Source organism: Duganella sp. Dugasp78, from assembly GCF_059491455.1.
On the sequence record NZ_CP168506.1, the window covers coordinates 6,260,205 to 6,274,999 of the forward strand.

A 14,795-nucleotide genomic window follows, 5' to 3' on the forward strand; every position below is an offset into this window, starting at 1 on the left:
CTTACTGCCTGGCTGGCGCCGGAATCGGAGCGGGAGCAGGTGCAGGCGCCGCCTTCGCATTTTGATAGACCTGCACCAGGTCACCGTTCGGCATGCCGGGAATCGGGATGATCTTGCCGTTGAAGGTGAGCTTGCCGTTCCTGATTTCGATGGTCGAACGCAGTTCGCCTTTCTCCATCACGGCGAAGCCCTCGTTCACCAGTTTGCCGATCACCATGCCGGCGATGTTCTTGGCCGCCAGGTCGATCTGCTCGGCGCTGTTGGGTGCCGAGGCATTCACCTGTTTGCCCGCCACCACCCGCGAGACATCGTTCACCATCGCCACCGGCAGGCGCACGTCGAAGCGCGCGATGACCTTCTTGCCCAGCTCAATCGGCGCGTTGAAATCGGCCTCCACCACCTTGTCGAAATCCACGCGGCCTTTAATCGAAGCCGTATTGCCGTGATAGGCGGCGCTGATATCGTCGATCACCAGGCTGGCGCCACTGGTCATTATGCTCTTGCCGAACGACTTCATGGACCGCATCATCACCTCAGCCTGGGCGTCAGCCGCCAGGCCGCTGCCCTGCACCGTTCTAATTTGACGGTTGATGTCCGCCATGGCCTGCGCCGGCAGGTTCACGATGTGCAGGCCAATATTGGCGCGGTCGATATGGTCGCCGCCGAATACGATCGACTTGATCGAGAACGCATAGTTCACGTCGGCCTTCTTGCCGTGTTGCGCAACCCCGGCATTGACGGCGATGTCCTCCAGCCGCGTGTTTTCCTTGAATTCCGAGCTGCCCGGCGCGGCGCCGCGCAACGACACGGCGCCAATTTTCATCCCGAAGGGGCCATACCAGACGCCATCCTTCGCGCGGGTTTTCCGCATGTCCCCGCTCATCTTCTCCATCGTGCCGCTGGCAGAGGTGCCGACGATGGACACGGACGGCCAGGTCATGACGGAATCGAGCGTGGTACCGGCTTTATTGACGGTGGTCTTGGACATGAGTTCGGCCCACGAAAACGCCACCGCATTCTCGTCCAGGTAGGTGTGCGGCACCAGCTTGGCCGTGTAGATGACCTGCCCCTTGGGGCCGTTGGTGCGCTGCACCGGCATCAGGTGCTCGCTGCCGAACACTTCCTTCAGCTTGGGCCGCAACGCAGGCGAGAATTCAAATTTCGAAAAAATCTCCATCTGCTTCGCGACATCGGGCTGCGTGCCCATCGCCGCCGAGAGTTCCTTGGCGGCGGCCAGGATGGTCTCGAAGAAGGTGGATTTGACTGGCGTGGCCGGCGCCGGCGACTGCGCCTGGGAAGGCGGCGCCTGCTCGACGGCTTGGGTGGGAATCTGCGCCAGCAAGGCGCCGGCAACGGCTACTGCGAGTATCGATTTTTTCAACGTACAGCCCGAAAAAAGAGGTTATGGTAGGGCAGCGATTCTACCGAACCAGTCTGGTTCGGAAATACACACTTTGTCACGGCTGCATTACAACTGAGAAAGCCACAGCCTAGCGCGGCGTCAGCACCAGCGAGAAAAACAGGCCGTTGGGCCCGTTGGACAGCTTGAAAAACAATTTATTGCGCCCCTTCCTTAGATGCACCGGCACCCTGCCCTCGGTGAGGTTATAGTTCGGCACCATGTCGTGTTGCGTGTCGTAGACCTGGGTGAAAAACCACAGCTTGTTGACGTTGCCGCCCGCCCAGACCTGCTGGTCGTTGAGCCATAGCTGAACGTCGTCATCGGCGCCTATCCACGCCGACAAATCCTGCGCCTCGTCGACCATCAATTCCGTGTAGCCGTAGTAGACGCTGTCCTCCACCGGGTCCGGCGGCACCAGCGGATAGCCCGGCGTGTCCACGTAGCGCCAGCGCAGCACGCGACCGTCCTTGCCGCGATAGGCCGCGTCCAGGATCACGGCCTGCTCCGGCGGATAGCTGTCGGTGGCGAACATCTCGCGCCCATGCTTGCCCTCGAACGGGCCGATGATGTACCAGCTGTTCACAAACAAGCGGTTGGCGAGCTCGCCGCCCTTGCCCAGTTTGCGTCCGGCGCCCTTGCGTATGGCCGGCGCGAACACTGTGGAAAGTTGGCCCCTGCCGTGGTCGAACAGGTCCTGGCCGTCGCCGCCGTAGCGGACCGAGGCCTTGTCCGGCCTGGGGATGTCGCGGTTGAAGAAGGCGGCGATGCGTTGTCCCGTGCCGGTCACGGCGCCGTTGCCGTTGCCGTTGCCGTTGCCATTGCCATTGCCGTTGCCTTTGCCCTGTGCGCTGCTGCCATCCTTGCCAGCGCCCTTGCCCTGGCCCGTGCCGTTCTGCCGGCTGTCGGCCAAGCCCTTATCGTCGCCCTTACCGCCGCCCTTGCCGTCGCCGCTGCCGCCGCTCACCTGCACACCCTGCTCCTGCCGCTCAAGCTGCCGCTGGCGCTGCGACAGCGCATCGCGCGCGCTTTTTTCAAGGGCGGCGATACGGGCGTCGGGGGTGGCGCCGGATTTGGCGCCCGCGTCGGCCGGCGCCTGCGCCTGCGCCTTCAGCTGCGCCAGCACCTCATCCGGCTTCACGCCGGTCAGCCTCGCCTGTTCCTCGGCCTTGAGCCGCTGGTCCATCGCCGCGATTTCCTTCGACAGCGATTCCGCCCGCGCCAGCAGCGCCTCCTTGCTGTCCGGCGCCGTCGTGGCGTCGAAGCGCAGAGCATCGGCGGCGCCATCGTCCGCCTCGCCCATACTCTGCCGCATCAGCTCCTTGATGCGCTCCATGTCCGTCACACGCTTGCGCATATTGTCATGGCTGGCCATCTGGTAGCTGGCGTCGACCTGCCGCAGTTCCGCCTGGTCGATCCGGTAAGAGCCGACGTAGTACAGCAGCGCCAGCAACGCCGCGTGGGCCGCCAGCGAGACGCACAGATACGGGTGCCGCATCATTAAGGCAAATAAAGGACGCATCACTTACGCGTACGCATGGCGATGTTGGTGAAGCCCTCGAACTGGCACAAGTCCAGCACGCGCACGATGTGCTGGTACTCGGCCCGCTGGTCGCCGTCGATGCGGATGCGCCGTTGCGGATTGGCGGCAGCCTCCTTCTTCAACCGGTCGTGGAAGCCCTGCACCGATATCCGGTCGCCGTCGATGTAGATCTTGCCCTTGCCATCGACGCCGATCACCAGCGGCGCGCCCGCCGCGCCGCCGGCGACCAGGCTGGCCTGCGCGGTGGGCAGCGTCACCGGCAATTCCTTTTCCTGCTTCTGCTGGGGATCCTGCTTGAAGGAGGTGGCGACCATAAAGAACATCAGCAGGAAGAAGATGCAATCGATCAGGGCGATCAGGCCGATTTCCGGCTGCTCGTCAGGGCCCAGCTCAATGCGCATGGTTCACCACTTGCAGGTTCTGCGGCCCGGCCATGCGCGGTGGGAACCAGGCGTTCAGCAGCTTGTTGGTCTCCTTCTCCAACTCCAGGCCGAGGAAGGCCAGGCGGTTCTTCAGGAAGTGGTGCATGGCCAGCGCAGGCAGCGCCACGCACAGCCCGGACGCGGTGTTGACCAGCGCCTTGGAAATGCCGCCAGCGAGCAGCGCGGGGTTGCCCATGCCCTCGGCATAGGCGATCACGTGAAAGGCCTCGATCATGCCGATGACGGTGCCCAGCAGGCCGACGATGGGCGCGACCGTCGCCACGATGGACAGCGCGTAAAACTTCTGCTGGTGATGGCGCAGCTCCATCGACGCGAGATCCGCCGCGCCGCCGCTGACGCGGGCGAATTCGTGATGCCGGTGCGCGACGATGAACTCGATCACACGCGCCATTGTGCTGTCGTGGCGCTCCAACACTTGCTGTATGCCCGCGAAATCGTGAGCTTCCCACAGCGGCATGACGGCGTCGGCCAAGCCCTCGGGCACAACGCGGCTGGCGCGGAATCGCACCAGGCGCTCGATTGCCACGGCCAGGAACAGGATGGACAGCGCCAGGATGGCGGCCAAGGCCATGCCGCCATCCCTGGCCTGCTCCAGCAGGTCAAGGTCGGCGCCGAATGCTGCGCGGGGCAGCGTGGCCATAACGAGGAGTACGACAGCGAACGATTTGTGCATGAGTCAGGGCCGCATTGCGGCATGGTTATTTCCATTGTAATTCTGGCACCCTGACAGGCAAATCAACCAATAATTTTTTTTGCGCGAGCGATATCTAAAAAAGTATCGCCCGCCGTATCAATCCTCTTTCGGATAGGGGCTCTTGCCGCCTTCGGCGATGAAGGTGTCGATGCGCGCCTCCAGCACCGGCAGCGGCACGGAGCCCAGTTGCAGCACCGTGTCGTGGAAGGCGCGGATGTCGAACCTGGTACCCAGCGCCGCCTCGGCCTTCTTGCGCGCGTTGATGATGCTCATCTCGCCCAGATAGTAGGACAGCGCCTGGCCCGGCCACGAAATGTAGCGGTCCACTTCCGTCTCGATCTCGTGGTCGGACAGCGCGGTGTTGTCGTGCAGGTAGTCCTGCGCCTGCTTGCGGGTCCAGCCCTTGCTGTGGATGCCCGTGTCGACCACCAGCCGCGACGCGCGCCAGGCCTGGTAGCTCAGCATGCCGAACACCTCATACGGCGTTTCGTACATGCCCATCTCCACGCCCAGCCGTTCCGAGTACAGCGCCCAGCCCTCGCCATAGGCCGAGATGTAGGCGTTGCGGAACGGCGGACGGCCCTTCTGCTCCATCGCCACCGGCATCTGGAAGGCGTGGCCCGGCGCCGATTCGTGCAGCGTCAGCGCCGGCATCGAGTACAGCGCGCGCGCCGGCAGGTTGTAGGTGTTGACCAGGTAGACGCCCGGACCGCCACGGCCCGACGTGTAGAACGGCGCCTGGTCGTCCGGCACCGGGATCACGGCGAAGCGGCGGCGCGGCAGGTAGCCGAAATACTGGCCAACCTTGCCGTCGAACTTCTTGGCCACCCAGGCGGAGCGCATCAGCAGCTCTTCCGGCGTCTTGGCGTAGAAGCGCGGATCGGTGCGCAGGAACTGCAGGAAGGCCGGCAGGTCGCCTTCGAAGCCGGTCTGCTTGATCACGTCCTGCATCTCGGCGCGGATCTTGGCCATCTCGCTCAGGCCGATCTTGTGGATCTGGTCCGCGCTCATCGTGGTGGTGGTGAACTCGACGATCTTCGACTGGTAGTAGGCTTTACCGTCCGGCAGGCTCTCGGCCGCCAATTCCTCGCGCGCCTTCGGCACGTACTCCTCGCGCATGAACTTGAGCAGCCTGGCATACGACGGCAGCACGTAGGCCTGGATCGCCTTCACGCCTTCCGCGCGCAGCGCTTCCTGCCGGGCCGCCGGCATGGTGGCCGGCATGGTCTTGAACGGCAGGTAGAACACCGTGTCCTGCGGCGTCTTGGCGTCGGTGACGGAGGTGATCGAGGAGTCGCGGCCGATCAGCGTGACCTTGGGCGGCGTGAAGCCGCGCGCCAGGCCGGCGCGCATATTGTCGATCTCCTCGTTGAAGTAGCGCGGCGTCTCCGCCAGCTGCTTGAGATAGTCCTGGAACTGTTTTTCATTGGTCAGCGGCTTGCGCGCGCCGGACGCCATATTGGACCAGAAGGCCGAATCGGCGTTGAGCGGCTTCTCGTATTCGCGGAACACCTGGCCGGCGATCAGCGCGGCGATCTGCGCCTTGTACACCTGGTAGTTGATGCGCTCCGGAGCCGACAGCTTGTCCTGCGCGACGCCGTCCAGCTTTTTCATCACGCCCTGCCAGTAAGCCAGCCGTTTTTGCTGGGTGGCGGCGTCGATGCGCGGCAGCGACGGCGAGACGCCGTTGTCGTCGTCCTCATCCTCTTCCTGTTTCTGGCTGATGCGCCACTTCCACTCCTGGGTGTAGATGGCTTTGAACTGCGCGTCGGCGGGACCGGGCTTGACGGCCGGTGCCGGCTCGGCGTGGACAACGGTGGCGGCTAACAGCATGCATGCGCCGGCGATCGCGGCGCTGAACTTCTTTTCCATGGTGCTCCAGTGGGAAGGTTGATTACATGTCCAACAGGTTGCGGCGCTCGCGCAGCAGCGCGGTGAAGGCTTCGGCGCTGACGGGACGGCTGAAGTAGTAGCCCTGCATCTCGTCGCAACCGCGTTCGGTCAGGAACTGCACCTGCTCGCGGGTTTCGACGCCCTCCGCGATCACGCGCATGTTCAGGTTGTGCGCCAGCGAGATCACCGACAGCGCGATGGCGGCGTCGTTGGCGTTGGTGGTGACGTCGTCGACGAAGGACTTGTCGATCTTCAGCACGTCGATCGGGAAGCGTTTCAGATAGCTCAGGCTGGAGTAGCCGGTGCCGAAGTCGTCCAGCGAGACGCTGACACCAATGTCCTTCAACCGGCGCAGCGCCGCCACCGCCTTGTCCGGATCGCCCATCACCGTGCCCTCGGTGATCTCCAGGCCCAGGTACTCGGGCGCGATGCCGAACTTGCGCAGCGTGCTTTCCACGTACGGCACGGTGGCGTCGTTGGCGAACTGGCCGGCCGCCAGGTTGACCGACACCTTGATGTCGCCCAGCCCCTGGTCGTGCCACACCTTGATCTGTGCGCACACGCTCTCCAGCACCCACTCGCCGATCGAGTTCACCAGGCCGTACTCCTCGGCCAGCGGAATGAAGCGGTTCGGCGGCACCTTGCCCAGCACCGCGCTGTCCCAGCGCAGCAGCGCTTCCGCGCCCAGCATGGCGCCGGTCTTCAGGCACATTTGCGGCTGGTAGTGCACCTCGAATTCGTCGCGCGCGATGGCGCCGCGCAGCTGGCCCTGGATCGCCAGCTTGTCGCGGATCTCCGCGTCCATGCGCTCGGTGAAGAAGGCATAGTTGTCGCGGCCGATCTCCTTGGCGCGGAACAGCGCGGTGTCGCCGTTGCGCACCAGCTCATCGAAGCTCTCGCCGTCGGTCAGGCTGACGGCGATGCCGATGCTGGAGGTGACGGTGATCTGCTGGCCGTCGATCATCAGTTCCTTGCGCAGGCCGCCCAGGATCTTCTGCGCCAGTGCCATCGTCGCGCCCAGCTGGGCGTCGTCCGGCACGATGATCTGGAATTCGTCGCCGCCCTGGCGCGTCACGATGTCGCCTTCGCGCACCGTCTCGCTGAGGAACTTCGACACCACCTGCAGCGCCTTGTCGCCGACGTCGTGGCCGTAGGAGTCGTTGATGCTCTTGAAGCGGTCCAGGTCCAGGCACATGACGGCCACGCAGCGGTGCTCGCGCTTGGCCGCGGCCAGCGTCTGCTCGAAGCGCTGGCGCGCCAGCAGGCGGTTCGGCAGGCCGGTCAGCGCGTCGTGGTTGGACAGGAAATCGATCAGGTGCTGCTCGGCCTTGCGCTCGGTGAGGTCCATGAACACCGCCACGTGGTTGATCACGTGGCCCTGCTCGTCCCTGACCACCGAGGCGCTCAGCAGGCCGGGATAGGTGTCGCCGCTCTTGCGGCGCGCCAGGACCTCGCCCGACCAGTGGCCGGTCTTGGCGATGGACTGCGCCATCAGCTCGAAGGACTGGGCGTCCGGCTCGCCGGCGTGCAGCAGCGCCACGCTCTGCCCCACCACCTCGTCCGCGCTGTAGCCGGAGATCCGCGTGAAGGCCGGGTTGGTGGCGACGATGCGCGCATCGCGGTCGGTGACGACGATGGCGTCCTGGGTCGCCTCGAACACCTGGCTGGACAGGCGCATGAATTCTTCATTGGCGCGGCGCTGCTCGACTTCCTTTTCCAGCGACGCGGCCAGCGCGGCCAGCTCGGTGGTGCGCTCGATCACGCGCTCCTCCAGCAAGGCGCGTTCGGCCGCCAGCGCCTGCTGGGCGCGGCCCAGCCGCACGTGGGCGTCGGTGCGGGCCAGGATTTCCTCGGCCTGGAACGGCTTGGCGATGAAGTCCACCGCGCCCAGCGCGAAGCCGCGCACCTTGTCGTCGGTGTCATGCTGGGCCGACAGGAAGATCACCGGCACCTGGCTCAGCTCCGGCGAGGCCTTCAGGCGGCGGCACACCTCGAAACCGTCGATGCCGGGCATGCGCACGTCGAGCAGGATCAGCTCCGGCGGACGTGACTGCGCGGTCCACAGGGCCAGCTCGCCGTTGGGCGCCTGGCGCACGTAGTAGCCCGCCTCGGTCAGCAGGTCGCTCAGCAGTTTGAGCGAGGCTGGCGTGTCTTCCACGATCAGCACTTCGCCCTTGGTGTGTTGTTCCGACAAATCCCGATGCATGTAATGCTCTCTCGCCTGGTTTGCTGCCATATTGATCGCCACCATGATATACCCGTCAGGCTTGTGCTTCCAACTCATTCCCCGCTTCATCCAGCAAACCGCACAGCTGCGGATACTGGTGCAGCCGTATCATGTGCTCGATGCGCTCGACCACCTCGCCCAGCTCCTCCGGCAACGGCGCCAGCAACAGCGCCACGCGCGCCAGGTTCAGTTCCTGCAGGGCGGTCTTCAGCTGATGGCGCAGCGCCGGATCCAGCAAGCCCAGGTCGTCGCACGACAACGGCGACGGCAGGGGCAGGCGCGCGCTGTGGTGGCGACGCTGGAACTGCACGCCCAGCTGCTGCTCCAGCACCGCGTACAACTGGTCCTGCTCCACCGGCTTGCGCATGAATTCATCGGCACCCGCCGCCAGCGCCTCTTCCCGTTCCTCGGCAAAGGCGGACGCGGTCAGCATCACCACGCGCGGCTGCGGGCCGGCGGCGTTGGCGCGGATCTGGCGCGTCGCGCTCAAGCCGTCCAGCGCCGGCATGCGCCAGTCCATGAACACCAGGTCCGGCCGCCAGACGTCGACCATCGCCAGCGCCTGCGCGCCGTCGCCCACCACCGCCACCTCGAAGCCCAGCGGCTGGAGCAGGCTTTCCAGCAGCGCGCAGCCGTCGGCGTTGTCGTCGGCCACCAGGACGCGGCGGCCGCGCTGCGGCGGCGCCAGCGCCATGACTTCATCGTCTTCGCCATCGAGCGGCGCGCCGTCGGCCACCTGCACCGGGATGGCGAAACGGAAGGTGGCGCCGGCGCCCGGCGCCGATTGCACCGTCAGCTCGCCGCCCATCAGCTGCACGAATTCGCGCGAGATGGTCAGGCCCAGGCCCGTGCCCTCATGCGCGCCGGGGCCCTCGGCCTGGATGAAGGGTTCGAAAATCCGCGCCTGGTCGGCGGGCGAGATGCCGGGGCCGTTGTCGCTGACGGCGAATTCCAGCTCGCAGCGGCCGCCGTTGGCGCCGTTGAGCATATTGTTGTTGCGCGTGTCGCCGCGCACCCGCAGCGTGACCTTGCCCTGCCCGGTGAACTTGACCGCGTTCGACATCAGGTTGAGCAGCACCTGGCGCAGCTTGGTGCCGTCCACGCGGGCGCCGGACGGCAGGCCGGCGGCGTCCAGCTCCAGCTCGACGCCGGTCTGGCCGGCGCGCATGCTGACCATGTCCATCACTTCCTGCAGCATGTCGTCCAGGCCCACCACCTCGGTTTGCAGCACGGCGCGGCCGGCCTCGATCTTGGACAGTTCCAGGATGTCGTTGATCAGCGTGAGCAGGTGCTGGCCGGAGCGGTGGATGATGGCCAGGTTGCGCTTCTCTTCCGGCAGCATGTTCTTGGAGTCGGCCATCAGGCGCGAGAAGCCGATCACGGAATTGAGCGGGGTGCGCAGCTCGTGGCTCATATTGGCCAGGAAGATGCTCTTGGCCTGGTTGGCGGCCTGCGCCTGCAGCACCGCGACCGACAGCGCGTTGGTGCGCTCGGCCACCAGGTCCTCCAGGTGGATGCGGTGGCGGCGCAGTTCCTGCTCGGCCTCGCGGCTGGCGGTGACGTCGTAGTTGACGCCGACCATGCGCGCCGGCTGGCCGTCGGCGTCGCGGAAGATCATGGCGTCGCCCTTGATATGGTGCACCGAGCCGTCGGCCCAGACCACGCGGAACTCGACGTCGAATTCGGCCCGGCCTTCCAGCGATTGCTGCAGCAGCGCCATGGTGGGGATGGCATCGTCGGGGTGCATCATGCTGCGCCACAGTTCGAACGGCCGCTCCACCTTGCGGCCTTCGACGCCGTACAGGCGGTACATCTGCTCGTCCCACACCACTTCGTCGCTGGGGATGTTCCAGTCCCAGATGCCGATCGCCGCCGCGCTGCTGGCGATCTGCAGCCGCTCCTCGCTGGCGTGCATGGCGACAAAGCGGCTGTCCATCAGGCGCACCATCTCGCGGATCGAGCCGTTCAGGGTTTTCAGCTCGCCGAAGAACCAGTCGCTGGGCGGCAAGGCGCCCGGATTCTGGCCGGCCTTGACGTTGGCGGCGTAGCGCTCGATGGTGGTCAGCGGCTTGAGGATCAGCTGCCACAGCAGCAGGTACAGGCTCAGCACCAGCGTCACGTCCAGCACGAAGATCATGCCGGCAATGGTGTACAGGCGCTGGCGCAGCTGCTCGATCAGGCCGGCCGGCGAGGCGTACACGGTGATGACGCCGATGTTCTGGCCGCCGGCGACGATGGCGCGCCGCTCGGACAGCAGCTCCGGATTGTCCGGCATGCGGCTGGCGGCCACCAGCTGCGCCTGGTCGTTGCGGGTGATGATGAAGGGATGGTTGCTGGCCACCGGCGCCACCGCGCTGGCGTACAGGTCGCGGTTGCTCAAGCCGCTCTTCATGATGGTGACGATCTGGGTCTCGTCGAAGTTCCAGGCCGGTAGCGCCACGGCCGCGGCCAGCTCCTCGGCACTGTTGGCCAGCGTCTTGTGCAGCTGCTCCCAGCGCTGGGCGCGCTCGACCTGGTAGAAGTACAGCGCAAACGTGGTCAATACCAGCGTCACCACGGCGGTCAGCGTGACGCTGACGAACACGGCAATCGATACTCTTCCTGCACGGCGAGCAAGTTGGTCCAACATCGGATAACCATTCTTTGGGGTTAGTCTGCGCTTCGAGCTATTGTCCTTCGACTTAAATCATAGGAGTAAACCGACCTGAAGTCCATGCATTTTGTTGCTCGAAAGGATTAAATTACAGGAACAGCAAGTTTTTACACATTCAAGCAACATCCTTGGCAGGATGTAAATGGTCGCAGGCCATGGCGGTGCTCAGGAACAGCTGTCCGTTCAGCTCGCGCAGCAACGCGCTGTTGCGCAGGCGGTCCAGCACCGGCCCCTTCACCTCGGCCAGGTGCAGGCCGATGGCGCGCCGCTTCAGGCCCTGGTTCAGCTCCGACAGCGCGTACAGCGCGGTGGTGTCGATCGAGCTGACCGCCGTCATCACCAGCACCAGGTGGCGCGCGCTGGCGTGGGTGGCCAGCTCGCACTCGATGCGCTCGACCACCGCCTCCATATTGCCGAAGAACAGATTGGCGTCGATGCGCAGCACCAGCAGTTCCGGCTGGGTCTCGGCCGGATAGCGTTCGATATTGCGGAAGTGCTCGGTGCCGGCGATGCGGCCCAGCACCGCGATGTGCGGCCGGCTGGCGCGCCAGATCAGGGTGCCCATCGACAGCGCCACGCCGACCACCACGCCCGCCTCCACGCCCAGCACCAGCACGCCCAGGCAGGTGGCGCCCCAGGCCAGCACGTCGCCGCGGTCGTACTGCCAGGCGGTGCGCACGATGTCCAGTTCGAGCAGGCCGAGCACGGCGACGATAATGGTCGCGGCCAGCACCGGCAGCGGCAGCAGCGCCAGCCAGCCGGTGGGCGCCAGCAGCGCGCAGGCCAGCAGCGCGGCGGTGATCAGGCTGGCCAGCGGCGTGTGGGCGCCGGCGGCGAAATTGACGGCGGAGCGCGACAGGCTGCCGGTGACCGGGAAGCCGCCCGTCAGCGCGCTGGCGACGTTGGCCGCGCCCAGGCCGATCAGCTCATGGTTGCTGACCAGCTTTTCGTTGCGCTTGAGCGCCAGCGACTGCGCCGCCGACATCGACATCAGGAAAATGATAAAGCCGATCAGCAGTCCGGGTTGCAGCAGCGGCTTCCAGTGCGCGCTGGAGCTGGCCAGGTTCAGGTGCGGCAGGCCGCCGGGGATGGCGCCGGTGGTGCGCACGCCCATGGCGGCCAGGCCGGTGCTGGCCATCAGCACGATGCCGGCCACCACCACCGCCATCGGCGCCAGCTTGGCGGCGATATCGGCCGCCGCCGGGCGCATGCCGCAGCGTTTCAGCAGGCCGGCCAGGTACTGCCTGGACAGCACCAGCACCAGCAGCGAACCGACGCCCAGAGCGGCGCTCGGCATGTGCACCTGCGGCAGTTCGGCGCCGAGCAAGGTATGCAGCTGGTCGAAGGCGATGACCAGCGCCGAGCCGACGGTGAAGCCGCTCATCACCGGACGGGAAAAGAAGTTGGCCAGGAAGCCCATGCGCAGCACGCCGCACAGTAGCAGCACCGCGCCGGAGATCAGCGCCAGCTGCGCCGCCAGCACCGCGGCCAGCGAGGAGCCGGCCGGCGCCAGCGGACCGATGACGGTGGCCGTCATCAGCGAGATGATGGCCATCGGCCCCACCGACTGCGTCATGCTGCTGCCGAACAGCGCGTAGATGATAGGCGGCAGGATGCTGGCGTAAATCCCGACCACCGGCGGCAGGCCCGCCACCAGTGCGTAGGCGGTGCCCTGCGGAATCATCATCATCGCCACCACCAGGCCGGCGGAGATATCGCCGGCCAGCAGTTCGCGCCGGTAGTGCTTCAACCAATGCAGCATTTGTTTGTCCACGGAACTAGAAATACCGCCAGTCTACGTCATCGGCCATGGGCGGCCCAGTCTTAGACGTTTTTTATTCTTACATATACGAAAAACACATAAGACAAGCTGCAGTCGTGGTAGCAAAACGCACTTGTGTCTCTTTTGCAACTCCAAATCTCTCGCCACGCGCGGCGTTCTGTACAAGTGCCGGCAGCACAGGCATATTGAGGAAACGTTCTAAATAGAACGAACGTTCGGTCTTAAAAACCGAAAACAAAAACAGATACCTATTGGAGACACGGAGACATATGAAAACAAAATTACTTGCCGGCATGATCGCCGCCTGTTGCGCCGCCCCCGTCCTGGCCCAGTCATCGGTCGTGGTCTACGGGATCGCCGATGCCGGCTTAATGTACGTTAACAACGGCGGCAACGACGCCCGGACCAAACTGGTCAGCGGCATTGCCGACGGTTCCCGCCTGGGATTCAAGGGTGCGGAAGACATGGGCGGCGGCTACAAGGCCGTCTTCAACCTCGAGATGCGCGTCCAGCTCGACAATGGCAGCAACCAGGCGGGCAATTTGTCCAGCAACCAAGGTTACGCCCTGACCAAAGGCCTGGACTTCAGCGTACCGGCCGCCGCCGGCGGCGCTGCCACCGCGGCCAAATTGCTGGCTGGCGTGCGAGGCGCGCTGCAGCCCGCGGTCAACGTCAATATCAACGGCGCCATATTCGACCGCACGTCGATGGTGGGCCTGGTGACGCCAGCGGGCGCCATCCTGCTTGGACGGATGTACACACCCGGCTACGAAGTGCTGGCCAACGCCGACGTGTTCGAAACCGGCACAGCCGGTGGCTGGGGCGGCATCGTCGGCGGCACCGGCGGCTTGTTGACAGCGGGCGTAGCGATCCGTTCCGACAAATCGATACAATACCGGGTGCAATCACCGAACGGCGTCAGTGCCGCGCTGATGTACGGCACCGAGAACTCGGGCTACATCGGTATGGACAAGCGCTCCTGGGGCGCCAACCTGTTCTACAAGGCAAACGGGGTGGATGCCGGCCTCGGTCACAACCATGGCACCGATCAACTCGGCAATCCGGGCCTGGTCACCACCACGCTGGGCGGTTCCTACAAGGCCGGCGACTGGAAACTGTTCGCCGGCTACCACCGGCAGCGCAACGAAAACTCGGTGATCATCCTGTACGCCGATGCCGCCCTGGCCCCGACCTTCGCCGCCTTCGGCCCGGCGCTCGGGCCGATGCTGGCGGGCCAACTGCACCGCACGCTCGCACGCACCTTCTACCTAGACGCCGCCAGCACCCAGATCGGCTTCCACTACCAGATCGGCGCCGGGCGGATCATGGCTTCGGTGGCGCGCCAGCACGACAGGACCGCGTCCGGCAGCGACGCCACCCAGTTCGCCTTGGGCTACGACCACAACCTGTCCAAGCGCACCGATTTGTACATGGTGGCGGCCTACATCAGGAATCAGGGCGATGGGCAGTATGCGATCGGCGCTGCCAGCGCCTCGGGCGGATTTACCTCCAAGCCGGGCGAGGCCAGCAAAGGCATCCAGGTCGGCATGCGCCACCGCTTCTGACGCAGGGGCACCTACGATCCTGCAGGCAGCGATTGCTGCACTGCCTGCAGGATTTCCGCAGACAGCTCTTCGTCGTCGACGGCGCGCGCCAGCACGATGGCGCCGACCATCGAGGCATAAGTGGCCAGCGCCTGCCTGCGCCGTGCAGCCGGGTCCTGGCCCGGCATCAACTCTTCCAGCACCGCCATCTGCCCGTTGACGCCCTCGGTCAGGGCGTGGCGCGCCTTCGGGCCAAGGCGCGCGATATCCGCACCCAGCGCAGTGACCGAGCAGCCCTTCTCCGGATGCTCGCAATGCTGCCGGGTCAGGTAGCCGTCGCTGATTTTCTCCAGCGCCGTGTCGCGCCCTTCGGCCAGATATCCTTGCCAGCGCTGCACCGATTTTTTCAGCGCATGCGCGGCGGCCTCGGCCAGCAAGTCTTCCTTGGAGGCGAAGTGGCCGTAGAAGCCGCCGTGCGTCAGGCCGGCGCTCTTCATCAGATCGGCCACGCCAATGCCGTCGTAGCCTTTTTCGCGGAACAGCCGCGCCGCCGTTTCAACGATGCGCTCGCGGTTGAGCGCCACTTGTTCCCTGCTGACTTTCATGCCGGCCTCCT

Annotated in this window: 10 protein-coding genes; 1 reads left to right on the forward strand and 9 read right to left on the reverse strand. The window is 65.3% G+C overall.

Going from position 1 to position 14,795, the window contains the following annotated elements; translation table 11 throughout:
• Position 1: 1 nt before the first annotated feature.
• The 8 genes from ACEN9O_RS27710 to ACEN9O_RS27745 all read right to left on the reverse strand — a co-directional run bounded on the left by ACEN9O_RS27710 (position 2) and on the right by ACEN9O_RS27745 (position 12,614).
• Positions 2-1,381, reverse strand: coding sequence for a DUF945 family protein (locus ACEN9O_RS27710; RefSeq protein WP_495615006.1), 1,380 nt, complete (start codon positions 1,379-1,381; stop codon positions 2-4).
• 109 nt (positions 1,382-1,490) lie between these two features.
• Complete coding sequence (locus ACEN9O_RS27715; RefSeq protein WP_495615007.1) at positions 1,491-2,921, reverse strand: hypothetical protein; 1,431 nt, start codon at positions 2,919-2,921, stop codon at positions 1,491-1,493.
• Positions 2,921-3,343 (reverse strand): ExbD/TolR family protein, encoded by a 423-nt coding sequence (locus ACEN9O_RS27720; RefSeq protein ID WP_495615008.1) that lies wholly within the window; start codon positions 3,341-3,343, stop codon positions 2,921-2,923. Before ACEN9O_RS27720 ends, ACEN9O_RS27715 begins: the two co-directional genes overlap by 1 nt.
• On the reverse strand, positions 3,333-4,025 hold the full coding sequence (locus ACEN9O_RS27725) for a MotA/TolQ/ExbB proton channel family protein (protein WP_495615009.1): 693 nt from the start codon (positions 4,023-4,025) through the stop codon (positions 3,333-3,335). The genes ACEN9O_RS27720 and ACEN9O_RS27725 overlap by 11 nt, the downstream gene beginning before the upstream one ends.
• Before the next feature lie 150 nt (positions 4,026-4,175).
• Positions 4,176-5,951, reverse strand: a complete 1,776-nt coding sequence (locus ACEN9O_RS27730; RefSeq protein ID WP_495615010.1) for a DUF885 domain-containing protein — start codon at positions 5,949-5,951, stop codon at positions 4,176-4,178.
• A 22-nt stretch (positions 5,952-5,973) separates the two neighbouring features.
• Complete coding sequence (locus tag ACEN9O_RS27735; RefSeq protein WP_495615011.1) at positions 5,974-8,178, reverse strand: two-component system response regulator; 2,205 nt, start codon at positions 8,176-8,178, stop codon at positions 5,974-5,976.
• A gap of 55 nt (positions 8,179-8,233) precedes the next feature.
• Positions 8,234-10,783 carry an ATP-binding protein gene (locus ACEN9O_RS27740; RefSeq protein ID WP_495615012.1) on the reverse strand — a complete coding sequence of 850 codons (2,550 nt, stop codon included), beginning with the start codon at positions 10,781-10,783 and terminating at the stop codon, positions 8,234-8,236.
• Positions 10,784-10,967: 184 nt separating this feature from the next.
• Complete coding sequence (locus tag ACEN9O_RS27745; RefSeq protein ID WP_495615013.1) at positions 10,968-12,614, reverse strand: SulP family inorganic anion transporter; 1,647 nt, start codon at positions 12,612-12,614, stop codon at positions 10,968-10,970.
• Positions 12,615-12,904: 290 nt separating this feature from the next.
• On the opposite strand from ACEN9O_RS27745, the gene ACEN9O_RS27750 reads away from it, so the two are divergent.
• On the forward strand, positions 12,905-14,200 hold the full coding sequence (locus tag ACEN9O_RS27750) for a porin (RefSeq protein WP_495615014.1): 1,296 nt from the start codon (positions 12,905-12,907) through the stop codon (positions 14,198-14,200).
• Between the two features lie 11 nt (positions 14,201-14,211).
• Here ACEN9O_RS27750 and ACEN9O_RS27755 read toward each other — a convergent pair whose 3' ends face one another.
• A complete protein-coding gene (locus ACEN9O_RS27755; RefSeq protein WP_495615015.1) occupies positions 14,212-14,784 on the reverse strand; it encodes a TetR/AcrR family transcriptional regulator in 573 nt (190 codons plus the stop codon).
• Between the last annotated feature and the right edge of the window lie 11 nt (positions 14,785-14,795).